This window comes from Companilactobacillus hulinensis (assembly GCF_003946555.1).
GTDB lineage: Bacteria > Bacillota > Bacilli > Lactobacillales > Lactobacillaceae > Companilactobacillus > Companilactobacillus hulinensis.
In genome coordinates, this window is the sequence record NZ_RHOO01000019.1 from 21,187 (window position 1) to 47,506 (window position 26,320).

The following is a 26,320-nucleotide window of genomic DNA, read 5'->3' on the forward strand; positions in this document are numbered from 1 at the left end:
ATTTTATGCGGCTGCCATTTCAGCTTCGGCTTTAGCACGTTCACTACGTTGGTTAATAACTACGAATGGTGCGTAAATCATAATATCAAATACAACTAGAACAGCGGTTAGAATAACTGGACTTATGTGGAAGGCGCCTAGTATCCAGGTACTTAGGAAAATAGGCTCATTACCAGAGTTCAAGACAACTAGTGGAACGACCCAACCAATCTTTGTAACAGTGTAAGCAACAATTGCATTGAATACTGGTACAACTACCCATGGAATGAACATGATAGGGTTAAGTACAATTGGCAATCCAAAAATTACAGGTTCATTGATACCGAATAATCCAGGGATGAAGGCAAGTTTTGCTACTTCACGTTCTTTTTCTCCACGATGGGTGAATATTAACATGGCAATGATCAATCCAAAGGTTGCACCTGAACCACCGATCATGGCGTAAACGTTAGTCATAGTATTTGGAGCAATTGATACATCAGCAAAACTTTGTGTCTTCGCAAATTTTGCAACGTCTTGTAGAAATAGTGGTAACCAGAAAGCTGAAACAACTCCCCAGACGATATTGAAACCGTGAAGTCCTAGGAACCAAAGAATTTGTTCTAAAAGAATTACGACGATGATTGCTGGTAAACCTGTACCAACACTAAGCATTGGTTTGATCAATACAACTGAGATAATTTCAATCAATGAAGTGAATCCGAGTGTTTCAATTAAAATACGGACAATACCGAAGATGAATAGTACTTCAGTAATAGGAATCAAAGAAAAAAATGAATCAAAAACATTCTGTGGTACGTTTCCGGGCATTTTGATGGTGAACTTACTGTGAGTGAACTTGTTGTACATGAATACAGCTAACATACCAACAATAAGAGCGGTAAACATTCCCTCAAAGTTGAAAAATGATGAGGCGAAACCTTCGATAACCTTGGCTTTTGGGTCTGCAAAGTTAACATTGTTTGGAACCATGACGAAATATGCTGCTAAAGATAATAGTGTTGCTAAGATAGGGTTTAGCTTCTCATTATGAGGCTTGGCTTTTAGCTCCAAGGCATATGAGTAGGCTGACGAAATAACAACAATTATGGCTACAATACCAAGTGTGGCAGTTCCGACGTAGCCAAATAGGTCACTCAGGTTAGTTAGCCAGGGGCTATCCAACTTCTGTGTTCTGATCAATGCATCCAGTTGCATTTTGATCAGGTTCGAGAACGAACCAACAACGGTAAAGGGAATAGTACGAACAAAGGCGTTCTTGATAGCTTGAAGAATATTATTCTTCTCAACCCAAGATGACATTTTTAACAATGGACCTTGGATTTTATCCAAATCAAGTTTCATGGGGAATTTCCTCCAAATATTTTTTTAAGTAAGCGCCAACTTTCGAGTTTTATTATATATGGATTTTAGAATTTGTAAACAACAAATTTAGAATTTGACTATACAAATTAATTTATGTGGTATAATTGGTTTATACAAGTTCAGAATATGAGGTGAAAATATGTATAGATACAGAGAGATATATTCTGATATCAAAAAGAACATTTTGACGAATCATTATCGCGCTGGCACTCCATTACCAACACAAGAAGTTCTGTCAGAAAAATATGATGTAAGTCGATTAACATTAAAAAAAGCCCTAAATCTATTGCTAGACGAAGGACTTGTTTTTAGTAAGCAGGGATCGGGAACATATGTCAGGAAACAGATAGAACAAAGTGACGATGAGCTATTACCACTAGATTTGCCCATTGGTGTGACGTATTCGCATCGTGATCAGAAAATCACTAGTAAGGTGATTGATTTCGGTGCTAGATTGCCAGATGAAAATGAACAGAAGAATCTGGGTATTAAATCAAATGAACCGGTTTATGAGATTAAACGTTCCAGATTTGTGAATGGGGAACATTATAGCTATGAGCACACGGTTATGCCGACAGATATTGTGCCGTTGGATGAAAAAGTCATTGCAGGTTCAATTTATGATTACCTGGGTGATCATAAAATACGTTTAACTGATGCTAGAAGAATCGTTTTTGCCGATTCAGCTGATGATGAGACCAGTCATGCTTTGGATATCGAGAATGGTGATGCCGTACTTTGTATTGAACAGGTGGGGTATGACCAGTCAGGCCGTCCGTTCGAATACTCTATCTCTAAATTTAAGAATGAAAAGAGCAAATTTGTTCTAGATGTACATCGTCCGCAATCTGATTTTTAATTTGTGGTAAGGTGTTATTAGAGGTGGGGAGACGTGAGTTTACATTTAGACATATTAACAGTTACAATTCGTTTGCTTCTAGCAACGTTAATGTCCGGAGTTATCGGATGGGATCGAGCTCATAAGCATCGACCTGCAGGAATTAGAACACATATCTTAGTTTGTTTAGGTGCATGTATTATTGCCATGATTCAAAAGGAAATCGGATTTGATGCCATTGAGATGGCACGTGCTTTTCCAGCATATAAGGGAGTTATCAGGGCTGATGAGGCCAGACTTATTGCTCAGGTTGTCAGTGGTATTGGATTCTTAGGTGCTGGTACTATTATTGTTGAGCATCACTCAATCAAAGGACTGACGACAGCCGCTAGTCTTTGGGTTGTTGCCTGTATCGGATTAGCCGTTGGTATGGGAAACTACTTGATTGCTGTCGCAAGTTTTGTCGTGGTTTATGGTGTTGTTGCATTCCTAAAGAGAATTGTCCGTGTTAATCCACTTAAGAAAATTGAGATTCAATATTTGGATAAGAACAAAGGTAAGAAGTTCATTATGGGCTATTTCAAGGAAAATTCTATCAGTATTAGTAATGTTAATTTCAGAGCTAATAAAGCGTTGGATGGTTCATACACATATACAAATGTATATGAGATTAAATTACCGCATAATATGAAATATACAGATGTTGTTGAAGGAATCTCGGCAGGAGACAATATTACAAAAGTTCAATTGATTAATTTAGGTTAAATGACTATGGTGATCACCAAGTGGTGGTCATTTTTTATTTGTCAATTAATATATCACTATTTAATTATTTAAATGATAAGATTACATTGAAATAAGTATTCCTATCTGATAAAGTTTTTTTATTGGGGGAATTTAATGGTAAAAAGGATTACTGCTATTTTACTGTTCTTATTTCTTGGTGTGGCCGTGGTTATGAATTTTGGTGCATTTGATGAAGGGGTTCAAAGAGTAAAGCAAGATTCAAAAGAATTGTCCAGCCAATTAACTGAAGCGGAATTTCAGTCGAAGATGAATAATTACATTTATGTATCTTTTGACAACTTATACGAAAATCCACAGATATATAAGAACACTAAAATTTACCAAAAGGGATCAGTTTTAAGATCTGATGATGATTTTGCGATAGTTTCGCTTGATAGAAGAGACCATTCTAAGGATGTTAAGATAAAGTATGATTTGAGTACTTTATCCAAAGGGATGTCCAGATTAGAAGTAGGGTCAAGAATTAAGGTTTTCGGTAAATTTAATAGTGTTGAGAATTATACAAATGAAAAAGGTCGTACGATAACTCGCCCGGTCATTAACGCTAAATTTATTCAAAATGCTAATTCTTAATAAATTTGAGAATATAAAAAAGGCACCTGTCAGAATTTCTCTGGCGGGTGCCTTTTACTATCAAAAGGGTTTTTATATTTGTAACGGACGGTAATATAAATGGCATTGCTCTTCAATGTAGGATGAAGAGTTGAAAATATGAGAAGTTATTTTTTACTTTTAGAATCTTTATCGTTTTTAGAAGATTTCTTGTCCGCAGAATCTACTCGATCTACGTTCTTTTTGACATCATCGGGAAGTGAAGCAAACTTGTCAAATAAACTACCAAAATTCTCTTCGCGTTTCACTGTTAGGCCCATCGGTATCAGCCCCTTTCAGGTTGAGTTATTATTTATCTTTTAATTAACTACATTATAAGACCTTTTGAAGTAAATCTCAAATTGTTACTCTAATTTATCTTTAAAAAAATGAACTTTTTTAATATTAAATGAACATTTGTTCTTATTGGTGGACATTATGTAATAATTATATTTTAATGGATAGGTTAAGAGAAACATATAGAAAGGAGATATTTCTTGGCAACAGAATATCTTGAACATAAATTAAGTCTATTACCAGCTCGTCCAGGTTGCTATTTAATGAAAGACATAAATTCCAAAATTATTTATGTTGGTAAGGCTAAAAATCTAAAAAATCGTGTTCGTTCATACTTCAAGAGCTCCCATGAAGGGAAGACGGAACGATTAGTATCAGAGATTCGTGATTTTGAAACGATTATTACTTCTAATGATAAAGAAGCCTTTTTGTTAGAAATCACTCTGATTCAAAAGCATCAGCCTTATTACAATATCAAATTAAAGCGCGGTACGGGATATCCATATATTAAAATAACTAATGAACGTGATCCTAAGATGGAGATCACTGGTTTGGTCAAAAAAGATGGCGCATATTATTTTGGTCCGTATCCTAATGTCTGGGCTGCTACAAATACCATAAACTTCCTACAAAAGGTGTATCCATTGAGACGTTGTCAAGGTCATTTGGGACGTCCTTGTTTGTATTACCATATGGGACAATGTCTTGGTGCATGTTTCCAGGAAGTTCCTAAGGAAAAGTATGATAAGCAAATTGAAAAAATCAAAAAGTTCCTTGGCGGTAGTGTTGGTGAAGTTAAGTCTAGTCTTGAATCAAGAATGGAAACAGCATCTAAGAAGCTGGAATTTGAACGGGCCGCTGAACTACGTGATCAAATAAAGTATATTGAAACAACGGTTGAGAAGCAGAAGATTATTTCGAATGATAATACACCTCGTGATATTTTCAATTATTATGTCGAAAAAGGCTGGATCTCTATTCAAATATTCTTTATCAGACAAGCTCGGTTGATGAAACGTGAGAAAAAAGTTTTCGCATGTATTAATACTCCTGAAGAAGAATTATCGACTTTTATTTTGCAGTTTTATAATAGAAGAAATCAGGTTATGCCTAAGGAGATTCTTGTACCAGAAGATCTAGATAAAGACACGTTATCACAAGTTTTGAATGTTCCATTTAGAACACCACAGCGTGGTCAGAAAAAAGACTTGATGGATATGGCTGCTGATAATTCCAAATTGGTGTTGCAAGAGAAGTTCCGACTTATGGAGCTGGACAATCGCCAAACTTATGGTGCACAGAAGCAAATATTTGATGCTATAGGATTGCCATATGGGCACGTTATTGAATCTTTTGACCATTCGCATATCCAAGGTACCAATCCTGTTTCGGCAATGGTCATGTTCCAAGATGGCCGTCCTGAGAAGAGTGGTTATCGTAAGTATAAGATCAAAGGTGAAGTTGAACATCAATCAGGTGCTGATGAAGCAGCCAATACACGTGAAGTTATTTATCGTCGTTATTCTAGACTTATCAAAGAAGATGGTAATTTACCTGACTTAATCTTGATGGATGGTGGAATTATTGAACTCCGTGCGGTAATGGATGTATTGCAAAATGAACTAGGTATTAATATTCCTGTTGCTGGTATGGTCAAAGATAATCATCATAATACTTCGCATTTGATCTTTGGAGAAGACGGCGAGATAGTGCCATTGGATCGTAAAAGCCAAGGATTCTATTTACTGCAAAGAATTCAAGATGAAGTTCACAGATTTGCTATTACCTTTCAGCGTAAAACAAGAAGTAAGAATGCCTTGTCATCAAGACTTGATGGCATCCAAGGTGTTGGACCAAAGACACGTAATAAGTTATTGAAGAAATTTGGCTCAGTCAAGAAGATGAAGGATGCGTCAATTGATGATTTTACTGAACTAGGAATTTCAAAGACTACAGCGCAAACAATCAAAATCACTTTGGCAAGTACTGACTTTCATAAAAAATATTCTAAGGGTTAAAAAAAGCTGTGACTTAACTATTTGCCAGATGCTTATTATGTAATTCGTAATCGTGCGCCAAAACATAGCTTTTTCCGCTTAAAACAAAACAGACTAGTAATCCAAGATCGGATTACTAGTCTGTTTTGCCTTAATGCTTGAAAGCTGACCATGTTTCGTCACACTTTTTTTATTGTAAACTCAACCAGTTTTTACCGCTGACTTTTCCATCGGTAAAGGTTATTACTAAGTTTTTGTCCATTTTACCAAGTGAATCATTAGTATATGAGAATACATTGGAGTGATTGCTCTCTAATACATTTTCAGAATAACCATTTGGTTTGCCAAGTAGGGCGGTTACTGCTTCTACTGACAGACCATTTTTTATTTGTCCGTACAATATATTATTTATTTCTTGCTGACGATCTATTTTCAAACCTGATATAGACTTACTGATAGCGTGGTTATTTGTGAATCCGATGCTTAAAGTCATACGGTTGCTTTGGTTTTTCCAGACATATCTCGTTGTTTCAATATCACCGATCGTACTAGTTTTTCTTGAGGTAAATTTACCGAATATCTTTTGAGCACTATCGCTTGAAATACCATTTTTGAGATCTAGATAAATACTGTTGTACTTTTTTAACGTAACCGTATTGTCATTTTTTGATGGTTTAGAAACTTTTGTATGTTTTCTAGTAGGGATAACTATACGGTCTTGGATATATTGAGGTTGTGCAGTGAATTTATAGCCGATAAAGATTGCTGTACCTAGTACTAAGACGATTATCAGCCAGAACCACCATTTTGTTATTAATTTATTACGTCGATTGTTTCTATGACGGAATTCACTACGTTTCATTATTCACCTCAAAAGTTATCGATTATTACTATGATAACAGTAAATCAGGGTAGAAAAATAGGGAATGCAATCCGATTTTGGATTACATTCCCTATTTTTATAGAATTAATATTTATTTTGCAGCTTTTTTAGCAGGCTTCCAAATTCCGTAAATGACTCCGGAAATTACAGCACCGATAATAACAGCTAATAAGTACATCAAAGGTTTGTTGGCTAATGGTGTAACGAAGATACCACCATGAGGAGCAGGTACGTTAACGCCCCAAAGTTGTGTCAAACCACCACCAATTGCTGAACCAATAACACTTGATACGATAACGTGAAGTGGATCTCCGGCAGCAAATGGAATGGCACCTTCAGTAATGAATGAAAGTCCTAGAACGTAGTTAGATAGACCAGCTTGTCTTTCTTGTTCAGTAAACTTGTTCTTCCAGAATGTTGTAGCAATGGCAATTGCTAGAGGTGGTACCATACCACCAACCATAACAGCAGCCATCAAAGCACCATCTTGTGTAGCAGTAAATGTACCAATAGCGAATGTATAAGCAGCTTTGTTGAATGGGCCACCCATATCGATAGCCATCATTCCACCAAGCAATGTACCAAGAACAACGGCATTACCAGTACCCATAGTTTCAAGGAATGCGGTAATAGCATGGTTAACAACGGCGAAGACTGGGTCGACAGCGAAGTACATGATTGCACCGACGATCAGAAGACTTAGAACAGGGTAGAGCAAGATTGGTTTCAAGCCATCTAGTGATTTAGGAAGGTTCTTTAGAGCCTTCTTTAAGTAGATGACAGTCCAACCAGCGATGAAACCAGCAAGTAAACCACCGATAAATCCGGCAGGACTCTTAGATGAAACAACTGATGCAGTAGCTTGTGATGCCATATAACCACCAACAAAACCAGGTAGCAAGGCAGGACGATCACCGATTGAAACGGCAATGTATGCTGCTAAAACAGGAATCAAGAAGCTGAATGCATAGTTACCGACGTTGTTGAAGAACAAGAACCATTGTGAATGTGCTCCAACTGAGTTTTCAAGTAAGAATGAGATGGCCATCAAAATACCACCACCAACAACGAATGGAAGCATATTTGAGATACCATTCATTAAGTCAGCGTAGATCTTTGACCAAAGTGACTTAGTTTCGGCTGAATCTTCATCGTCAGAAACAGCTCCGCCTTCAGAATGGAAAACAGGTGCTTTTTGTTCTGTGGCTAGGTTGATCAATTCTTCAGCTTTGTTGATACCATCTGAAACAGGACGATTGACCAAGTGCTTACCATCAAAACGAGGCATATCAACTTTCTTATCAGCAGCAACGATAACACCGACAGAACGTTTGATTTCGTCCGATGTTAACTTGTGCTTAACACCTTCAGAACCGTTTGTTTCAACTTTGATATCTACACCCATCTTTTCGGCTTGTTCTTTAAGAGCAGCTTCAGCCATGTATGTATGTGCAATACCAGTAGGGCAAGCAGTTACAGCAACAACGAAAGGCTTTTCGTCTTCTGTTGTTCCGTTATCAGCAGCAGCTTTTGCTGCGGCAGCCTTTTTAGCTTGTTTTTCTTCGTCAGCTTTATCTTTGGCTTCTTTAGCAGCCATTGCATCATCAAATAATTTTTGAACCTCGTCAGCAGTTGTAGCTTTTTTCAAGTTTGCTACCAAATCTGGGTTGATAAGCAGTGATGAAAGAGCAGCAAGTGCTTGTAAGTGAAGATTGTCAGCACCGTCTGGAGCAGCAATCATGAAGAATAGGTATGCTGGTTGTCCGTCTAGTGATTGATAATCGATACCCTTGGCACTCTTAGCAAAAAGTACAGTAGCACGTTGTACAGCCTTATCACGAGCATGTGGCATAGCAATTCCTTCACCAATACCAGTACTTGTTTGAGCTTCACGTTTTAAAATATCAGATTTATATAAATCCTTGTCATTAATGACGCCGACTTGATAATACTTGTCGACCATTTCCTCAATAGCTTCTTCTTTAGTAGTAGCTTTAAGGTCCATGATCATAGCGTCTTTAAGTAGTAATTGTTTAAGATCCATCAATAAGTCCCTCCCTTAACTTAATTCCGAAATACTAATGGCGTTATAAACTTCGTCAATCTTTGCTTTGATGGCAATATCTTGACTGAATGCAGTGGCTGACCCACAGGCAGCACCGATATGGAAGCTTTCAATCGGATCATTTGTCTTCATGAATGTTCCAGCAAATCCAGCGATCATTGAGTCACCAGCACCAACAGAGTTAATGACAGTTCCTTTTGGTGCATTAGCTTTGTATGCGTGATCCTTTGTAACTAATAATGCACCATCTCCAGCCATTGAAACTAATACATGTTTAGCACCTTGGTCCAATAACTTTCTAGCATGATCGATAATTTCTTGGTCAGAGTTGAATGTTGTATTGAACAGTTCTGCCAATTCGTGGTGATTTGGTTTAACAACTAGGGGATGCAATGGTAATGTATCCAACAATGCTTGACCAGTTGTATCAATGACAAAATCAGCACCTTGAGCTTGGATCATCTTGGCAATGTCTAAGTAGAATGTATCAGGAAGTTTCTTTGGAAGACTGCCTGACATGATAACGACATCACCATTTCCTACAGATCCAAGTTGTTTCATAAATAAAGATTTTTCGTCTTCTGAAATAGCAGGACCAGTACCGTTGATCTCTGTTTCCTCATCTTGTTTGACCGCATTAACTTTGACGTTGATACGAGTATCCTCAGAAACATTAGTGAAATTAGTTTTTAAGTCGTGTTGAGCTAACAAACTCTTAAACATTTCACCAGTGGCTCCGCCAACAAATCCTAAAGCAGTAGAATCAATATTCAATTCTTTGAGAATTCTAGAAACGTTGATTCCCTTTCCTCCAGGAAGTTTCACGTCGCTAGTTGTTCGGTTAACTTCACCAGTTGTTAAAGTCTTCAATTGTAGTGCATAGTCAATTGAAGGGTTAGCAGTGATTGTATAAATCAATTAGTTTACCTCCATGATTTTTGTCTTCTTATTTAATAATCCCGATTCTTTTTCTGGTAGTTTGTCCGTAATTAAGGTAGCATCTTGTAGGTCGGCAAATTTACTAAAGCTGACTTGACAATACTTGGAACTATCAGAAAGTACGAAGGTCTGATTTGATCGTTTCATTGCTAGCGTCTTGATTGCAGCTTCTTCTGGATCCGGAGTTGTATATCCAGAATCCATTGAGAATCCATTCGTTCCTAAGAACGCTTTATCAAAATGATATGTTTCTAGCGTTTGAATCATGGTTGAACCAATTAATGCTTTGGTAGATGATTTTAATTTTCCACCAGGCAGGAAGGTTTCAATGTCGTAATCAGCCAACATTGAGGCGTTATCCACGCTATTGGTGATAACAAGTAAGTCTTTATGTTCGATTAGATAAGGAATCATAAACTGAATCGTGGTTCCTGAATCTAAGAATATGACTTCTTGATTTCTTACTTGGCCAGCAGCTGTTCGTCCAATTGCTTTCTTTTCATCTAAGTGAACAGTAGCTTTTTGGGAAAGTGCCGGTTCTTCATGTAAAGAAATTGCGTTTTGAGCTCCACCATGAATTCGTAATAACTTATGGCAATTCTCTAAATCTTGTAAATCACGTCTTAAAGTGGATTCAGATGCCCCTGTCAGGGGGATCAAATCATGCAATTTAACAATATTATGAATTTTTAATTGTTCGAGTATAATTTGTTGTCTCTCTTCAGTAAGCACTTTCATATCACCTCACGAGAACTATAATACATCAAATTCATTCAAAATCAACCAAATTCGTTCAAATTCTTTCAAAAAACTTCAAAAACGGTTAAACTGTATCATTGTGATTTCAATTTGCTTAAACAAATTGTTTATATTCTAAGTATTATGATGTCAATTTTTGTGCTAAAATTTAAAAATGATAACTATGAGTAGAAAGGGGAGTTTTAATGTTTGTAGATAACGTTAAAATCACCGTTAGATCTGGTAAAGGTGGAGATGGAGCAGTAGCCTTTCGCCATGAAAAATATGTTCCCTTAGGCGGACCAGCTGGAGGAGACGGCGGTCGCGGAGGCGACATTATTTTGAAAGCCCATGAAGGTATGAATACTTTGATGGATTTCAGATACAAACGTATTTTTAAGGCACAACCCGGTCAAAACGGCCAAATAAAGGGTATGTATGGGCATAAAGCTGATCCCGTATATATTGCAGTACCTGCTGGAACTTCTGTATATGATGAAGATTCCGGCAAATTAATCGGTGACTTGATTGAACATGATCAAGAATTAGTTGTTGCTAAAGGTGGAGACGGTGGACGAGGCAATATCCACTTTGCTAACTCTAAGAACCGTGCACCAGAAGTTGCCGAAAACGGTGAACCTGGTCAGGAGATTCATTTACGTCTTGAATTGAAGTTGATTGCCGATGTTGGACTTGTTGGATTCCCATCAGTTGGTAAGTCTACATTATTATCTGTAGCAACTTCAGCTAAGCCTAAGATTGCTGCATATCAATTTACGACGCTTTCACCTAATCTAGGTATGGTTAGACTTGATAATGGACAAGATTTCGTTATCGCCGATTTACCTGGACTTATTGAGGGTGCTTCAAATGGTGTTGGACTTGGTATTCAATTCTTACGCCACGTTGAGCGTACACGAGTAATTCTTCATCTTGTTGATATGGATCCAGAGAATGGACGTGATCCATACGAAGATTACTTATCAATTCGTAAAGAATTAGGTAACTATGATGAGAACGTATTGAGCAGACCAGAAGTAATCGTACCAACTAAGTTGGATATTCCTGGTTCTGAAGAAAGATTGGAAGAGTTTAAGAAACAACTTCCAGAAGATGCTGATATATTTGCAATTTCAAGTATTCAACACACAGGTATTAAAGATTTGATGAATCATACAAGTGAGGTTCTTGCTAAGGCGGAACCAATTCATTTTGATGTTCAGTCAGATGAAACTAAAGAATACAATTACGAGACAAAAGCTGATAAGTTTACTATTGAAAAAGAAGATGAACACAGCTTTATTGTTAAAGGACATGATGTTGAATTGCTTCTTAAACGAAGTAATCTTGATCACCAAGATGGTATTATGCGTTTTGCTCGTCAACTTAAGAGTATGGGCATTGAAGATGGTCTGATGAAGGCTGGCGCACAATCAGGAGATTCTGTAACAATTCTTGACTTCACTTTTGATTTCATTTAGGGGTAAATAAACATAATGAATAAATCACCGAAAAGAAGATATATAAGCGGATTTGACGGATTACGTACTTTAGGGGTTATAGGTGTCATAATGTATCACTTGAATCCTAACGTCTTTTCCGGTGGATATTTAGGAGTTCCAATTTTTTTCTTAATTTCAGGATATTTGATAACTGACCATTTTTTCAACACTACTGATTTTGGTGGGAAGTTTGATTTGAAGAATTTCTATTGGAAACGTTTGAAAAGATTATATCCAGGGATGCTATTCGTATTATTAGCATCTGGTGCATACATTTTCTTCTTCTTGAAGAATTTGCTGTATCACTTGGATCAAATTGTTTTAACTAATGTTTTGAATGTCTATAATTGGTGGCAAATATTTAATGGTCAATCTTATTTTGAAAGATTTGCGAACAATGAATCACCATTTACACATTTGTGGACATTATCAATCGAAGGTCAGTTCTACATTGTCTGGCCTTTGTTATTGCTATTATTTATTAAGTTTGGTGTTAAAAAGAGCCGCATTTTTGGCTTCACACTAGTACTTTCGGTTGCATCCGCTATTTGGATGGCAATATTATTTAAGCCAGGTGTTGATCCAAGTAGAATCTATTATGGTACTGACACACGTCTATTTTCTATTTTAATGGGATGTGGACTAGCTTTGATTTGGCCCGCTGAAAGATTAAAAGCAGGACTAGAGAAAGGTGACAAACTTAAACTTAACCTTATTGGGGCTTTGTCAATTGCATTAATGATTTTGATGATTTTCACGGTTAAGGATAATGATCCGTTCCTGTATCGTGGCGGAATGTTCATTTTCACCGTTGTTACATGTATTTTGATTGCAGTAGTGGCTCACCCGGATGCCTTCTGGAATAAAGTATTGTCCAATAAAGTCTTCCATTACATTGGTAGTAGAAGTTACGGATTATATTTGTATCAATTTCCAGTTATGATTTTCTTTGAATCAAAGTTCAAGAATATTGCCGACCATCCGATCCTTTATCCAGTGATAGAGGTTATATTGATCGTTCTAGTAACTGAATTTTCATTTAGATATGTGGAACAACCATTGGCACATGCAAATTGGAATTCTATCAAGAATTTCTTTAAGAATTCACTTGGTTATCAAAAAGTTATTGCTCTGTTAGTTGCAATGATTACAATTACTGGTTGCTACAGTGTTGTTAAAGCCGTAGATGCACCAAACCCAAATATTAACCACAGTCAATTGGCAAATAAGATTAATAAGAATGAAAAAGCTACTAAGAAAAAGAACCAAGAAGCTATTAAGAATTTGAAGAAAAACAAGAAGTCTCAAGCTAATGGCAAAGTTAGTGCAGCAGATATGGCTAGATATAAGAAACAAGCCAAAGATGCACCAATCAACCAGGATTTTGAGAAATATGGATTGACACAAATTCAGCTTCAAAGATTAAAGGATGTTCCATTAACGGCTGTTGGTGATTCAGTTATGGCTGATGGTTCAGATAACTTCTTGAAATTATTTGATGATAAAAAAGTTGTTGTCGATGCCGCAGTTAGTCGTCAATTAGATGCAAGTATTACAATTTTGCAAAATTATAAAGATCAAGGCGTACTTGCTCCCAATGTATTGATTGGATTGGGTACAAATGGTCCTTTCAATATGCAACAAGTTGATCAAATTATGAAATTGGTTGGATCTCAAAGACAAGTATTCTGGATCAATGTACATGTTCCAACTCGTCCTTGGGAGAAGACAGTTAATGGTGTCTTGAGCCAAGCTAGTGACAAGTATAAGAACTTGACGGTTATTGATTGGAATAGTTATTCAAATGGACATACTGATTGGTTCTATGATGATAATGTTCATCCAAATCCTGATGGTTCAATGTACTACACTTCATTTGTAGCAAAGGAAATATTAAAAGACTTAGATAAAAAGTAGAATAGGATTTATATATGGAATTAGAATTTTTAGGAACAGGTGCCGGTGTTCCATCAAAGGGTCGTAACGTTTCTAGTACAGCGTTGAAGATGCTGGATGAAAGAAACGAAGTTTGGCTTTTTGATGTGGGCGAGGCCACACAGCATCAAATTTTGAGAACAACGATTCGACCAAGGAAGATCACAAAGATATTTATCACTCATTTACATGGTGATCATATTTTTGGGTTGCCTGGATTACTTGCTAGTCGTGCCAATCAAGGGGGATTATCACCTCTTGAAATATACGGACCAGTCGGTATTAAGGAGTTTGTTGAAACTTCTCTTAGAGTTACTGGAAGCAAACTTAATTATCGAATCAAATATATCGAGTTAAAAGATGGCGGAGAAATATTCAATGACAAGACTTTCCGTGTAGTTGCTGGAAAATTAAAGCATAGAATTACTTGTTTCGGTTATCGTGTAACTGAGAAGCCTCGTACTGGGGAACTTTTAGTTGATGAGTTGAAAAAATACAACATTCCAAATGGCCCTATTTTTGGCCAATTAAAATCTGGTAAGACGGTAACTTTGGACGATGGGACGGTATTGAATGGCAAGGACTTTATTGGTCCTGATAAACCAAGCAAGGTCGTTACGATAATTTCAGATACACGTTATACACCTGAAATTGACAAACTATCGCAAGATGCTGATGTTATTGTTCATGAGTCTACCTTTTCTAATGATGAGAGACAACTTGCTTATAATTACTATCATTCAACGGCCACTAGAGCCGCTGAAGTTGCAAAGAAATGTAACGCTAAGGGCCTGCTGTTGACACATATTTCTGCTCGTTATACTGGTAAGGGATCATTGATCTTACAAAAAGAAGCTCAAAAAGTTTTTAAAAATACGAAAGTAGTCAACGATTTCGATATTTATGATGTACCATTTAAAATATAGAGTCGGAAATATTTTTGAAGAGAGGGCAAATTAATGAGTAATTTATTGAATCCAACAGTTATGGTCACTGGTGCATCATCTGGAATTGGTAAGGATGTTGCAATCAATGCCGCAAAATTAGGTGCAAACTTGATTTTGGTGGCTCGTAGTGAAGATAAGCTCATCAAGGTTAAGAATGAATGTATTCGTGTCGGTGCTGAATCATCACATCACGAATATATCTTGATTGATATGAGTGATCCTGATCAAATCAGCAAGGGTGTTGACCAAGCATTTGAAATTTCCCCAGATATTGATATATTAGTTAATGCAGCTGGATTTGGTGATTTTTCAAATTATTTGGAAACTGATTTCGATACAGTTGAAAAAATGTTCCGTGTCAATGTCTTAGGATTGATGTTAATGACAAGATTAGTTGCGAGTGAAATGATTGTTAACGGTCACGGACATATTCTTAATGTTGGCTCTATGGCTGGCAAGATGCCTACACCAAAATCTGCTGCATATTCTGCAACAAAAGCAGCAGTTATCGCATTTTCTGACGCATTGAGGTTGGAACTTAAACCATTTGCTGTTAAAGTTACAACTATCAATCCTGGACCAGTGGCAACCAACTTTTTCAATATTGCTGATCATAAGGGCGGTTATTTGGATTCAGTCAGGGCATTTGTTCTTGATCCAGATAAATTAGCTTGGGAAATTGTTAATTCCTTCAATACGAATAAGCGCGAGATCAATCGACCACGTCTTATGGAATTGGGAGCAGTTCTTTACAAGCTTGCACCAAGTCTTGGGGATTATTTTGCAGCGACTCTTGGAAATCGAAAGTAGGGGATGACTTTTATGAGTAGTAAACAAGCAAAATTTGTAATTGGATTAGTAATCACATTGATTGTTGTTATTTTTGCGGTTTTAAATGTTAATCCAGTTACAGTTAGCTTTGGATTCACGCACGTTCAATTGCCATTGATCGTTCTAATAATTGTTTCATTATTATTGGGAGCAGTTATTACGATGCTTTTGGCTGGTTCGGGTAAGAGTAAGAAGGATAATGACAAATTATCTAGAAGTGCTAAGAAACAAATTTCTAATGTAAAAGTATCAAATGATAGTCAAATTGCTGATGCTTTAAAGGAAAATCAGACGAAAAAACAAACAAAATAGTAATTTTGCTTGCTCAAACGTTTTTATGATAGTATTATATTAAACGTTAGATTTGATTAAGTAATATAAATAAAGGAGTTTTTAAATATGGCTGTTCCAAAGAGAAAAACATCAAAACAAAGAAAACGTCAAAGACGTGGACACATTAAATTAGATACACCAAACATGCAATTCGACGTTGCTACTGGTGAATATCGTATCAGTCACCATGTATCACCATCAGGTATGTACAAGGGTGAAAAAGTTATCGACGAAAAGAAAGAAGCTTAATTAAAAGCCAAGTAAATTATGCTTGGCTTTTTTTTAATAAACGGGGAAACCATGATGATGAAGAAAAAGTTAAAATATTTATTTTTAATGTTAGTTCCTGTATTCTTCATACTATTGACCGGATGTTCCAAGTTAAGTCTTTCAACGACTAAAAGCGAATATTCCGCAAATGGTCTAGTTGCTGTTGTTAAAGGTAAAGCAACTGATTATGACAAACTTACTTATACAGTGGGTGGAGTAACTAAGAAGGTTACTGTTAGTGATGACCACTTTGCTATTTCAGTTCCTGTTGCAACAAAGTCGCAAAATGTCAAAATCAAAGCAGTAAAGGGTGACGATACTAAGACTTCAATTGTCAAAGTTAAGAAGTCCAATGCATTGATCGATTACACGACTTTTGCTCAACAGTATAATTTTATGAACTTGAAAATGGGTAATCAGACAGACCAACTACCTTTAATTGCCAAAAATGGTATTTTAAAATATACAACTTCTAATGGAACTAAGTTAAGAATCAATGTTCAAGATGGACAACTGATGGGTATTGCTTTGAATATTACTTATAAGACTATGAAGTCTAAAAGGGGTATGAGAGCCTTTGGTACTGATCTAGTGCTGATTTCACAGTTTGTAGGTGCAGATGGCAAGCAAGTCGTTAAAGACCTTGGTAAGGAAGTTAAAGACGCTCAGGGTGGTACAACTACTATGAAGCAAATAACTTCTAAAGGTGTTCATTACAATGTTAATTTAGCAACTAGTGATTTCTATATGTATATCACCAAATAAAAATGAGACTATTCATCGATTTTAATCATCGATGATGTAGTCTCATTTTTGTTTGTAGTTAGATAATTCTATTAGGTTCATATCAGGGTCACGTATATAAACTGATTCAATTTTACCTTCAGCACCATTTTTTTCAATGGGACCTTGTTCAATCTCAATTGAATATTTATTTAGCTGTTTGATGATATCAGGAATACTATCCTCAACGATCAAACATAGATCAGCTGATCCAGGTGTAGGTGTGTTAGCTTTAGGTTCAAATTCGTGACCAAGCTGATGAAGATTGATTTTTTGATTGCCAAAACGCAATGCCTTTCGATTTTCACCAAATGTTATAACCGTCATACCAAGTATTTCCGAATAAAAGTCACAACTTACAAAGATATCGTGTACAGTTAATACTAAATGATCAATATTTTTTATTTTCAATTTTAATTCCTCCAATATAAAGAGCACAAAAAAAGCGCTTAATATCTAAGCGCGATTCTTCTTATCACTATCTAGCAGCAATGGAATTATGCTGAAGATAATTGCAAATACTACTGTTACAATCATTGTTTGTGATGGACTAAATGTTTGTTGGTTCAAAGCACCACCGATAAATCCGGCAACTTGACCTAAACAAACGGCCCAAAAAATTACAGCAACATATCTCATTTCTTCCATCTCACTTTCTTCAGTAGTTTAGCACAAAAATAGACTTTGCCCAATAAAGTTCCGTCTGATTTTGATATAATTTTAACCAAAGGGGGCGACAAAATGCAAACACAATTACAAGTTATGAGCAGTTTTAGTTTGTTGCACAGTCCCATAAAACTTCCTGAGTTGGTTGATGAGGCTAGTAAGCGTGGCTATTCTTCAATCGCTTTAACAGATATAGACAATTTATATGGTTCGATCGATTTTTATAAATATGCCAAAAAATCCGGAATTAAACCAATCATTGGGATGGTTGCTTCGATTGCGGGCATTCAAGATAGTGCCAGTTCGTATTCACTGATATTGTTGGCAAAGAATGATCAGGGGTATCATAATCTGATCAAAATATCTTCAGCAATCATGTCGTCAAAGGATCCGATTGAATTTGAATCTATAAAAAACTTTATGACAAATATTTTTGTTATAACTCCAGCAACTGAATCAGAAGTATTTGTTTCAGAAAATACGCAAGATTATTTCGAACAAATTAAAGAAGTTACTGATCCAGATTCTATATTCTTAGGCGTGGGATTGTATTCCGGACAGATTGACAATGTTAGACGTGTCAAAGAGATTTCAAATAGTAATGACATTCCCATGGCAGCATTGGGGGATGTTCAATATATTAATGAAGATGATCATCTGCCATTTCAAGTTTTGAATTACTTGCGGACTGGTCAGAAATTTGAAAGTATCAATCAAGTAGTTGAGAATGGTGATCATTATTTGCGTGATGCTGATGTGTTCGCTAGTGACTTTGCTAGAGTAGATATGCAGGATGCAGTCGAGATGTCTAATAAGATTGCTGATCAATGCAATGTTGAAATTGAATTCAAAGATACTGAGCTTCCTAAATTTGAAACTCCTGATGGATTGAGTTCTGTGGACTTTTTACGAGATCTTACAACTCGTGGATTGAATAAGAGATTGAATGGTGATGTATCACAGGATTACGTTAAGCGATTGAAATATGAACTTGGCGTTATCGACAAAATGGGATTCTCTGATTATTTCTTAATCGTTTGGGATGTTATTAAACATGCACATGAAGTTGGGATCAAGACTGGTCCTGGTCGTGGGTCAGCTGCTGGTTCACTTGTTTCATATACCCTTGGGATCACTCAAGTAGACCCAATTAAGTATGATTTGCTGTTTGAGCGCTTTTTGAACCCTCAACGTGTCAATATGCCCGATATCGATTTGGATCTCCCAGATGACCGAAGAGACGAAATGGTGATGTACATGCATGACAAGTATGGCTCAGATCATATGGCACAGATCATTACCTTTGGTACGCTTGCGACAAAGATGGCTCTACGTGATATTTCTAGAACTTTTAGTCAAACATCATTTCAACTGACACAATGGTCGAATGCCATTCCTCGTAAGTTCAACATTACTTTGGAAGAGGCAGTCAAAGAATCTAACACACTAAAAGAACTGATTGAGAGTTCTCAAGAAAATCGTTTGATTTTTAAGGTTGCAAGGAGAATTGAAGGTATTCCTAGACATTACTCAACTCACGCAGCTGGGATTGTTTTGAGTGGTCAGCCGATGACTGATATTGTTGCCGTTCAACTTGAGGATGATGGAATCAACTTGACTCAGCAAACTAAGAATAATGTTGAGAGCGTCGGATTACTTAAGATGGATTTCTTGGGACTTAGAAATTTGACTATCTTGGATCAAGCCATTAAGTTGATTTCTCAAAAGTACCAACGAGAGTTCCTACCTGAGAAGATTCCTTTGAATGATCAAAAGACCTTGGAGTTATTTCAAAGAGGCGATACTGATGGTATTTTCCAATTTGAGTCTGATGGTATTAGAAGCGTGTTGAGACGGCTGAAGCCTACTGGATTTAACGATGTTGTTGCGACGAATGCTCTTTATCGTCCAGGTCCGATGCAAAATATTTCTACTTTCATTGCTAGAAAGCATGGCGAAGAGCCAGTAACTTATCCCGATGCATCTCTGGAGAAGATTTTGAAGCCAACTTATGGTGTTTTGGTCTATCAGGAGCAAGTTATGCAGGCTTCGTCAGAAATGGCCGGATTCTCATTGGCTGACGCTGATATTTTGCGTCGTGCAATTAGCAAGAAGAATGAGGCTTTGATGGATGCCAATCATAAGAAGTTTGTTGAAGGTGCTGTTAAACAGGGTCACAATCGTGATTCAGCTGAAAAAGTATATGAATATATAGAAACTTTCGGTAATTATGGTTTTAATAAGTCTCATTCTGTAGCGTATTCAATGATTGCCTTTTGGCTGGCGTATATCAAAGTACATTTTCCACAAATATTCTTTACTTGTTTGATGAATGCAAATTTGAATAGTGAAAATAAAATCTCTTTATATGTACAAGCTGCCAAAGATCAGCGTATTGCGATTAAAAATGTTGATATTAATAAAAGTAATGCTTCCTTTGAAGTTGATGGCGAGGGCATTCGATTTGGATTTTTGAGTGTCAAAGGGATGCGACGTGATCTTGTTGCCGAGATTATTGACGAACGTAAGAAGAATGGTGAATTTACTAGTGCTTTGAATTTTTTGCAAAGAATTGATATTCGCTTCGTCAAAGATGATTACATCAATCCATTGATTTTGTCGGGAGCTTTTGATTCTTTCAATAAAAATAGGCATGAACTGGTATTAGATTTTAAGGATCTAATTGAAAGTATGCAGCTGGCAGGAAGTAATTTGTCATTATTTGATGTATTAGATCCAAAAAAACACGTAGTAGATGATTATTCACTAACAGAAAAATTGAATCAGGAAAAAGAATTCTTGGGAATTTATGTTTCAGGACATCCAGTTGAGAAGTATCGGGAAAGATTATTGAATACGAACACCGTAAAAATATCTAACCTGAAAAACTATAAAAAACAAAATGTCGCTATACTTGGCTTAATCAAAAGACCGCGTGTTATTAGAACAAAGAAGGGTCAAAGAATGTGTTTTGCGACAGCTGAGGATGAAACTGGTTCGATTTCAGTGACGATTTTCCCAAAGCTATTCCAAAAATTAGAAAATTCTGAACTTGAAGGAAAAATCTTCTTGATAGTTGGTCATGCTGACAACGGAATGAGAGGCGATTTGGAATTTATTGCTGACAAATTCAATGATCCAAAACAGTATACGGTTAAGCTGCCCAAGCAAAAATTGTATTTGAGGTTAAAGACTTCGTTTGACACTGAAGACAATTTGTCCGTTTTATATCGATTGATCGAAAGTTCGCCTGGTAAGATACCAGTGATACTTTATCGAGAAAAAACTAAGCAAGCAGTTATTTTGAAGTCAAATCGATGGATCGACTTTTCTGACAAAATTAAGCACGATTTGGAAGATTTATTAGGTGAGAAGAACGTTTTTATTAAAAATAGTGACTAATTTCACCATAAAACGTTTTCAGCCCTACAAAGTATTCTATAAAAATGTTATATTTTATTAGGTTTTGTTTTTGAAACAAATAAATTTGGAGTGTGAACAAATGAAGCGGATTGGTATTTTAACCAGTGGTGGAGATGCCCCTGGAATGAACGCTGCTATTAGAGCAGTCACACGTAGAGCCCTAGATAAAGGACTTGAAGTGTTTGGTATCAATTATGGATATGCAGGATTGGTTGCTGGGGACATTTTCCCACTAACAGCTTCCGATGTATCTGACCGTATTCAACGTGGTGGAACTTTCTTGTATTCTGCAAGATATCCTGAATTCGCCAAAGAAGAAGGTCAACTTAAGGGTATTGAACAACTTAAGAAATTTGGAATTGATGCATTGGTTGTTATCGGTGGTGATGGTTCATATCACGGTGCTTTGCGTTTAACGGAGCATGGATATAATGCTGTTGGACTACCAGGTACAATTGATAATGATATTCCTTATACTGATTTCACAATTGGTTTCGATACAGCTGTAAGTACAGTTATCGAATCAATTGATAAGATCAGAGATACAGCTACTTCCCATGAAAGAACTTTCGTTATTGAAGTAATGGGTAGAGGTGCTGGTGATATCGCCTTATGGTCTGGTGTTGCTGGTGGTGCTGAAGAAATCGTCGTTCCTGAACGTGACTTTGATATTGCAGAAATTGCACAACGTATCAAAGAAGGCCGTGAGAAGGGCAAGAAGCATATGCTTGTTGTTCTTGCTGAAGGTGTTATGCATGCTCAAGAATTTGCCGATAAGCTTAATTCTTATGGTGACTTCCAAGTACGTAGTACTGTTTTAGGACATGTACAACGTGGTGGTTCACCTACAGCTAGAGATCGTGTTCTAGCAAGTAAAATGGGTGCTTATGCTGTTGACCTTCTTGAAGAAGGCAAGGGTGGAGTAGCTATTGGTATCGAAGACAACAAGTTGACATACCACAATATGCTTGATCTATTTGATAATAAGCACAAACCTGATTTGGACTTATATGATTTAAATCAATCATTAAGCAGATAGTTTGTTACAATAAAGACGAACACATAAAGAAAAGGGAGATTTTTCGATGAAAAGAACAAAAATCGTAAGTACACTTGGACCTGCATCTAATGATGTTGAAACAATTACAAAATTAATTGAAGCAGGCGCAAACATTTTTCGTTTCAACTTCTCACATGGTGATCATGAAGAACATTTAGCACGTATGAACATGGTTCACGAAGCTGAAAAGATTACAGGTAAGACAGTTGGTATCGTTCTTGATACAAAGGGTGCTGAAATCCGTACAACTGTTCAAGATGGCGGCAAGTTTGAAGCTAAAATCGGTGATGTTATCCGTATTTCAATGGATGACTCATTAACAGGTAACCCAGAAAAGATTGCTGTTACTTATCCTGGTTTGTACGATGATACACATGTTGGTGGTCACGTATTGATCGATGATGGTCTTGTTGATCTTAAGATTACTGAAAAAGATGACAAGAACCGTGAATTAGTTACAGAAGTACAAAACGATGGTATGATCGGTTCACGTAAGGGTGTTAACGCACCTGGTGTTGAAATTCGCCTACCAGGTATCACAGAAAAAGATGCCAGCGATATTCGTTTTGGTTGTGACAATGATATTAACTTCATCTCAGCTTCATTTGTTCGTAAAGCACAAGATGTTCTTGATATCCGTGAAATCCTTGAAGAAAAACATATGGAACAAGTACAAATCTTCCCTAAGATCGAATCACAAGAAGGTATCGACAACATCGATTCTATCTTGAAGGTTTCAGATGGTTTGATGGTTGCTCGTGGTGACATGGGTGTTGAAATTCCATTTGAAAACGTACCATTCGTTCAAAAGAGCTTGATCCAAAAGTGTAATGCACTTGGCAAGCCAGTTATCACAGCTACACAAATGCTTGATTCAATGCAAGAAAACCCACGTCCTACACGTGCCGAAGTTACTGATGTTGCTAACTCTGTTCTTGATGGTACAGATGCAACTATGCTTTCTGGTGAAAGTGCTAACGGTGATTACCCTGTTGAATCAGTTGCAGCTATGGCTAAGATTGACGAACGTACAGAAAAAGAATTAGACAAGAGTAACCAATTGGCTATTCAAAGATTTGAAGAATACAAAGGCTCAAATGTTACAGAATCAATCGGTGAATCTGTTGTTAGAACTGCTGAAGAATTGAACATTAACACAATTGTTGCAGCTACTAAGTCAGGTTACACAGCACGTATGATTTCTAAGTATCGTCCAAGTGCTGATATTCTTGCTATCACATTTGATGAAACAACACAACGTGGACTAACAGTTAACTGGGGTGTACAACCTATCGTTGCTGACAAGCCTGCTAATACAGATGAAATGTTCGACCTTGCTGCTAAGAAAGCTCAAGAACTTGGCTTTGCTAAAGAGGGAGACTTAATTCTTATCGTTGCTGGTGTTCCAGTTGGTGAAAGTGGTACAACAAACGTTATGAAGGTTCAACTAATTGGTTCAAAGTTAGTTAAGGGCCAAGGCGTTGGTGAAGAATCTGTTGTTGGTAACACTGTAGTTGCTCATTCAGCTAAAGAAGCTAATGACAAGGTTAAAGAAGGAGACATTCTTGTTACAGAAATGACTGACAAGGATTACCTTCCAGCTCTTGAAAAAGCTAGTGCCGTAGTTGTTGAAAACGGTGGTTTGACTTCACACGCAGCCGTAGTTGGTATTGCTATGGGTCTACCAGTTGTTGTTGGTGCTAAGGATGCTACAAACTTGATCAATGATGGCGAAACAGTCACAGTTGATTCAAGACGTGGTGTTGTTTACAAGGGTGCTTCACGCTCACTATAATATACAAATAAATTATTAATTAATAAGTATTAAAAAATACTGAAGGGGATTCTGATCAAGTCCTTTTCAGTATTTTTGTATACTCGCAATAAAGGAGTATTATCTTGGATGAAAAAGATTTACTGATTTTCCAACTAGATGTGGCGAAAGGAAAACCAAGAGATACAAAGAAGAAGGCAGCGGTTTGTCCATTCTGTGATACTGATAATTTGACTAATATTATTAGACAGAAGGGTGACATGATTTGGCTTGAAAATAAATTTAGGACCTTAAAGGATACCTATCAAACAGTATTAATTGAATCAAGCCAACACGATGCTGATATTTCAACTTATTCTGTTAAGAAGAATTCTGAAGTTTTTCAATTTATTTTTGATTGCTGGAATGAATTATTAAAAACAAAAAAATATAAAAGTGTATTGATGTACAAGAACTTCGGACCGATGTCTGGAGGAAGTCTTAGACACCCTCATTTTCAAATCGTTGGATTGGACAATGTTGATGGTTATCAATATATCAGTAAACATAATTTTACGGGGTATGAAATTTGGAAATCAGATAATATTGATTTCAATTTATCTCAGGAACCAATTATGGGGTTTGTTGAATTTAATATAAGAATCAAAGATGCAAAGCACTTAAATGATCTGGCTGAATTCGCAAGAATCACTGTTCGATACTTATTGAATGAATTTCATAATGGCACGTGTGAATCGTATAATATTTTCTTTTACGATGAAGATGGTGACATTATCTGCAAGATCGTACCTAGATTTGTGGCATCTCCATATTTTGTGGGCTATAAGTTACCACAACGTGATAACCGGGATACGTTGGAGAGTTTTGCGACTGATGTTTTGAATAAGCTTAAAAATGAAGCTGATTGTGACGAGCTCAAATAAAAGAAGCTGAATCTCACTAATAATAAGTGAGATTCAGCTTCTTTTTAGATCCATTTATTTTTTTCAGCAATGTTTAAGGCTTCTATTCTAGAAGAAGTTCCAGTCTTACTTAAAATGGATGAAATATAATTACGAACTGTTCCGTCAGATAGAAAAACTGATTTAGCAATTTCTTTACTATTTTTACCAGTTTTAATTTCTCTTAATACGTCTAATTCTCGTTTAGTTAATGGGTTCTTTTCGGCCGATATGATTGTCGTGACTAATTCTGGTGAGAAAATTGTTTTGCCATCTAATACTTCATGAATCGTTCTGACTAACTGATCTGTCGGGTTGTCTTTTAACAAGTAACCATTAACGTTGGCTTTTACCGCTTGTTCAAAATAGGTTGCTCTGGCAAAAGTTGTTAGAATTATTACCTTAGTTGGAAGGCCCAGTAGATTGATTTGTTCAGCCATATCAAGCCCAGATAATTTTGGCATTTCAATGTCTAAGATAGCAATTTGTGGCTTCTTGGAAATGATTTCTGATAGAGCGGTCTGACCATCGGGTGCTGTTCCAATTACTTCAAGATCATCTTCAAGTCCTAATAAAGTTGCTAAAGCAGTGTTTAACATTTCCTGATCTTCTGCTAAATAAATTGTAGTCATTTTAATCTGCCTTTTTTACTTTTATTTTTAAAATAGTTCCGTGATCTGAACTAATATCAATAGTTCCATTAATATCAGATAAGCGTTGTGACATTCCCGTTAATCCAAATGAATCTTTTCTAATTTTTTTATATCCGACACCGTCGTCACTAATGTTCAAAGTGTAGCAATCGTCGTCTTCATCAAAGTCAAAGGTGGTTAAGTGTGCTTTACTGTATTTGATGATATTCGTTGATGCTTCTTTAATAATTGCTGCCAAAACGTTTTGAACTTTGATTGGCCAAGCAACGGATATTTTTTCATTGTTTGATTGTTGAATGATATTTACGATTCGCAAGTTTTCTTCTTCTTCAATCATCGCTTCCGCAATTGATTTTTGGTTTAAGCCACTAACTATTTGTCGGACTAAAGTTAAGTCTTCTCTAGAAGTGGTAGCGATATCCCTGATTTCTTGACGTGCCTGTTCAGTATTCTTGTCTATTAGCTTGTCAGCTAACTCAGCTTTCAAGGTTATCAGTGAAAATGATTGTCCGAGATTATCGTGTAAATCTTTGGCAATCGTGAATTGTAAAATTAATCCGAACACCTAATCAAAAAAAAATACCCATAGTAAATGTTTTACAATGGTAGTGACTAAACAGACCATGAAAGAAGACATTTACTATGAGCATATCTACTTTAACACAGTATCACCGTGGTGCCA

25 protein-coding genes are annotated in these 26,320 nt (G+C 36.5%); 15 read left to right on the forward strand and 10 right to left on the reverse strand.

The features are described from left to right. Positions 1-3: 3 nt before the first annotated feature. A complete protein-coding gene (locus tag EKM66_RS09430) occupies positions 4-1,344 on the reverse strand; it encodes a PTS sugar transporter subunit IIC (RefSeq protein WP_125763954.1) in 1,341 nt (446 codons plus the stop codon). 160 nt (positions 1,345-1,504) lie between these two features. On the opposite strand from EKM66_RS09430, the gene EKM66_RS09435 reads away from it, so the two are divergent. The 3 genes from EKM66_RS09435 to EKM66_RS09445 all read left to right on the forward strand — a co-directional run bounded on the left by EKM66_RS09435 (position 1,505) and on the right by EKM66_RS09445 (position 3,583). Then, positions 1,505-2,224 (forward strand): GntR family transcriptional regulator, encoded by a 720-nt coding sequence (locus EKM66_RS09435; protein WP_125763956.1) that lies wholly within the window; start codon positions 1,505-1,507, stop codon positions 2,222-2,224. A 33-nt stretch (positions 2,225-2,257) separates the two neighbouring features. Beyond that, positions 2,258-2,968 carry an MgtC/SapB family protein gene (locus EKM66_RS09440; protein ID WP_125763958.1) on the forward strand — a complete coding sequence of 237 codons (711 nt, stop codon included), beginning with the start codon at positions 2,258-2,260 and terminating at the stop codon, positions 2,966-2,968. 135 nt (positions 2,969-3,103) lie between these two features. Then, complete coding sequence (locus EKM66_RS09445) at positions 3,104-3,583, forward strand: hypothetical protein (RefSeq protein ID WP_125763960.1); 480 nt, start codon at positions 3,104-3,106, stop codon at positions 3,581-3,583. 146 nt (positions 3,584-3,729) lie between these two features. Here the strand turns inward: EKM66_RS09445 and EKM66_RS12580 are convergent, their stop codons facing one another. After that, positions 3,730-3,882, reverse strand: a complete 153-nt coding sequence (locus EKM66_RS12580) for an SPJ_0845 family protein (protein WP_155832091.1) — start codon at positions 3,880-3,882, stop codon at positions 3,730-3,732. 216 nt (positions 3,883-4,098) lie between these two features. Between EKM66_RS12580 and uvrC the strand changes: the two genes are divergently transcribed. Then, positions 4,099-5,916, forward strand: coding sequence for an excinuclease ABC subunit UvrC (gene uvrC, locus EKM66_RS09450; protein WP_125763962.1), 1,818 nt, complete (start codon positions 4,099-4,101; stop codon positions 5,914-5,916). A 169-nt stretch (positions 5,917-6,085) separates the two neighbouring features. Here the strand turns inward: uvrC and EKM66_RS09455 are convergent, their stop codons facing one another. The 4 genes from EKM66_RS09455 to EKM66_RS09470 form a co-directional block, all read right to left on the reverse strand. Beyond that, entirely contained in the window at positions 6,086-6,757 is a 672-nt protein-coding gene (locus EKM66_RS09455; protein ID WP_125763964.1) for a DUF3862 domain-containing protein, read from the reverse strand. Positions 6,758-6,869: 112 nt separating this feature from the next. Further along, positions 6,870-8,822 carry a PTS fructose transporter subunit IIABC gene (locus EKM66_RS09460; protein ID WP_125763966.1) on the reverse strand — a complete coding sequence of 651 codons (1,953 nt, stop codon included), beginning with the start codon at positions 8,820-8,822 and terminating at the stop codon, positions 6,870-6,872. Positions 8,823-8,837: 15 nt separating this feature from the next. Continuing rightward, positions 8,838-9,761, reverse strand: a complete 924-nt coding sequence (pfkB, locus tag EKM66_RS09465) for a 1-phosphofructokinase (RefSeq protein WP_125763968.1) — start codon at positions 9,759-9,761, stop codon at positions 8,838-8,840. Further along, the gene (locus EKM66_RS09470) at positions 9,762-10,514 is read right to left on the reverse strand and encodes a DeoR/GlpR family DNA-binding transcription regulator (RefSeq protein WP_125764000.1); all 753 of its coding nucleotides are present in this window, start codon (positions 10,512-10,514) and stop codon (positions 9,762-9,764) included. A gap of 212 nt (positions 10,515-10,726) precedes the next feature. Here EKM66_RS09470 and obgE point away from each other — a divergent pair, with 212 nt between their 5' ends. From obgE to EKM66_RS09505, 7 genes are all read left to right on the forward strand, one after another. Further along, positions 10,727-12,001: a GTPase ObgE gene (gene obgE, locus EKM66_RS09475; RefSeq protein WP_125763970.1), complete on the forward strand. Its 1,275-nt coding sequence runs from the start codon at positions 10,727-10,729 to the stop codon at positions 11,999-12,001. Between the two features lie 15 nt (positions 12,002-12,016). Then, positions 12,017-13,939, forward strand: coding sequence for an acyltransferase family protein (locus tag EKM66_RS09480; RefSeq protein ID WP_125763972.1), 1,923 nt, complete (start codon positions 12,017-12,019; stop codon positions 13,937-13,939). Positions 13,940-13,953: 14 nt separating this feature from the next. Then, on the forward strand, positions 13,954-14,883 hold the full coding sequence (gene rnz / locus EKM66_RS09485; protein ID WP_125763974.1) for a ribonuclease Z: 930 nt from the start codon (positions 13,954-13,956) through the stop codon (positions 14,881-14,883). 33 nt (positions 14,884-14,916) lie between these two features. Continuing rightward, entirely contained in the window at positions 14,917-15,714 is a 798-nt protein-coding gene (locus EKM66_RS09490; protein WP_125763976.1) for an SDR family NAD(P)-dependent oxidoreductase, read from the forward strand. A 12-nt stretch (positions 15,715-15,726) separates the two neighbouring features. Then, positions 15,727-16,047: a LapA family protein gene (locus tag EKM66_RS09495; RefSeq protein WP_125763978.1), complete on the forward strand. Its 321-nt coding sequence runs from the start codon at positions 15,727-15,729 to the stop codon at positions 16,045-16,047. Positions 16,048-16,134: 87 nt separating this feature from the next. Beyond that, a complete protein-coding gene (gene rpmF / locus EKM66_RS09500; RefSeq protein ID WP_125763980.1) occupies positions 16,135-16,317 on the forward strand; it encodes a 50S ribosomal protein L32 in 183 nt (60 codons plus the stop codon). A 51-nt stretch (positions 16,318-16,368) separates the two neighbouring features. After that, a complete protein-coding gene (locus EKM66_RS09505) occupies positions 16,369-17,103 on the forward strand; it encodes a hypothetical protein (RefSeq protein WP_125763982.1) in 735 nt (244 codons plus the stop codon). A gap of 42 nt (positions 17,104-17,145) precedes the next feature. Here the strand turns inward: EKM66_RS09505 and EKM66_RS09510 are convergent, their stop codons facing one another. Both EKM66_RS09510 and EKM66_RS09515 read right to left on the reverse strand, forming a co-directional pair. Continuing rightward, a complete protein-coding gene (locus tag EKM66_RS09510) occupies positions 17,146-17,532 on the reverse strand; it encodes a VOC family protein (RefSeq protein ID WP_125763983.1) in 387 nt (128 codons plus the stop codon). 45 nt (positions 17,533-17,577) lie between these two features. Then, on the reverse strand, positions 17,578-17,769 hold the full coding sequence (locus EKM66_RS09515; RefSeq protein ID WP_125763985.1) for a YjzD family protein: 192 nt from the start codon (positions 17,767-17,769) through the stop codon (positions 17,578-17,580). 93 nt (positions 17,770-17,862) lie between these two features. On the opposite strand from EKM66_RS09515, the gene dnaE reads away from it, so the two are divergent. The 4 genes from dnaE (at position 17,863) to EKM66_RS09535 (ending at position 24,967) form a co-directional block, all read left to right on the forward strand. Further along, entirely contained in the window at positions 17,863-21,189 is a 3,327-nt protein-coding gene (gene dnaE, locus EKM66_RS09520) for a DNA polymerase III subunit alpha (RefSeq protein WP_125763988.1), read from the forward strand. 100 nt (positions 21,190-21,289) lie between these two features. Further along, positions 21,290-22,249, forward strand: coding sequence for a 6-phosphofructokinase (gene pfkA / locus EKM66_RS09525; RefSeq protein WP_125763990.1), 960 nt, complete (start codon positions 21,290-21,292; stop codon positions 22,247-22,249). Between the two features lie 46 nt (positions 22,250-22,295). Beyond that, entirely contained in the window at positions 22,296-24,065 is a 1,770-nt protein-coding gene (pyk, locus tag EKM66_RS09530) for a pyruvate kinase (protein WP_125763992.1), read from the forward strand. A gap of 104 nt (positions 24,066-24,169) precedes the next feature. Continuing rightward, positions 24,170-24,967: a DUF4931 domain-containing protein gene (locus tag EKM66_RS09535; RefSeq protein WP_125763994.1), complete on the forward strand. Its 798-nt coding sequence runs from the start codon at positions 24,170-24,172 to the stop codon at positions 24,965-24,967. Positions 24,968-25,011: 44 nt separating this feature from the next. Here EKM66_RS09535 and EKM66_RS09540 read toward each other — a convergent pair whose 3' ends face one another. Further along, complete coding sequence (locus tag EKM66_RS09540) at positions 25,012-25,617, reverse strand: response regulator transcription factor (protein ID WP_125763996.1); 606 nt, start codon at positions 25,615-25,617, stop codon at positions 25,012-25,014. Position 25,618: 1 nt separating this feature from the next. Then, a complete protein-coding gene (locus EKM66_RS09545) occupies positions 25,619-26,203 on the reverse strand; it encodes a sensor histidine kinase (protein ID WP_125763998.1) in 585 nt (194 codons plus the stop codon). Positions 26,204-26,320 lie beyond the last annotated feature (117 nt).

Coding starts and splice junctions, on each gene's coding strand:
- EKM66_RS09515 (WP_125763985.1), bottom strand. CDS start 17,769: ATGGAAGAAATGAGATATGTTGCTGTAATTTTTTGGGCCGTTTGTTTA.
- EKM66_RS09480 (WP_125763972.1), top strand. CDS start 12,017: ATGAATAAATCACCGAAAAGAAGATATATAAGCGGATTTGACGGATTA.
- pyk (WP_125763992.1), top strand. CDS start 22,296: ATGAAAAGAACAAAAATCGTAAGTACACTTGGACCTGCATCTAATGAT.
- EKM66_RS09540 (WP_125763996.1), bottom strand. CDS start 25,617: ATGACTACAATTTATTTAGCAGAAGATCAGGAAATGTTAAACACTGCT.
- EKM66_RS09455 (WP_125763964.1), bottom strand. CDS start 6,757: ATGAAACGTAGTGAATTCCGTCATAGAAACAATCGACGTAATAAATTA.
- rnz (WP_125763974.1), top strand. CDS start 13,954: ATGGAATTAGAATTTTTAGGAACAGGTGCCGGTGTTCCATCAAAGGGT.
- EKM66_RS09505 (WP_125763982.1), top strand. CDS start 16,369: ATGATGATGAAGAAAAAGTTAAAATATTTATTTTTAATGTTAGTTCCT.
- EKM66_RS09490 (WP_125763976.1), top strand. CDS start 14,917: ATGAGTAATTTATTGAATCCAACAGTTATGGTCACTGGTGCATCATCT.
- rpmF (WP_125763980.1), top strand. CDS start 16,135: ATGGCTGTTCCAAAGAGAAAAACATCAAAACAAAGAAAACGTCAAAGA.
- EKM66_RS09435 (WP_125763956.1), top strand. CDS start 1,505: ATGTATAGATACAGAGAGATATATTCTGATATCAAAAAGAACATTTTG.
- EKM66_RS09495 (WP_125763978.1), top strand. CDS start 15,727: ATGAGTAGTAAACAAGCAAAATTTGTAATTGGATTAGTAATCACATTG.
- EKM66_RS09430 (WP_125763954.1), bottom strand. CDS start 1,344: ATGAAACTTGATTTGGATAAAATCCAAGGTCCATTGTTAAAAATGTCA.
- pfkA (WP_125763990.1), top strand. CDS start 21,290: ATGAAGCGGATTGGTATTTTAACCAGTGGTGGAGATGCCCCTGGAATG.
- EKM66_RS09445 (WP_125763960.1), top strand. CDS start 3,104: ATGGTAAAAAGGATTACTGCTATTTTACTGTTCTTATTTCTTGGTGTG.
- EKM66_RS12580 (WP_155832091.1), bottom strand. CDS start 3,882: ATGGGCCTAACAGTGAAACGCGAAGAGAATTTTGGTAGTTTATTTGAC.
- dnaE (WP_125763988.1), top strand. CDS start 17,863: ATGCAAACACAATTACAAGTTATGAGCAGTTTTAGTTTGTTGCACAGT.
- obgE (WP_125763970.1), top strand. CDS start 10,727: ATGTTTGTAGATAACGTTAAAATCACCGTTAGATCTGGTAAAGGTGGA.
- EKM66_RS09460 (WP_125763966.1), bottom strand. CDS start 8,822: ATGGATCTTAAACAATTACTACTTAAAGACGCTATGATCATGGACCTT.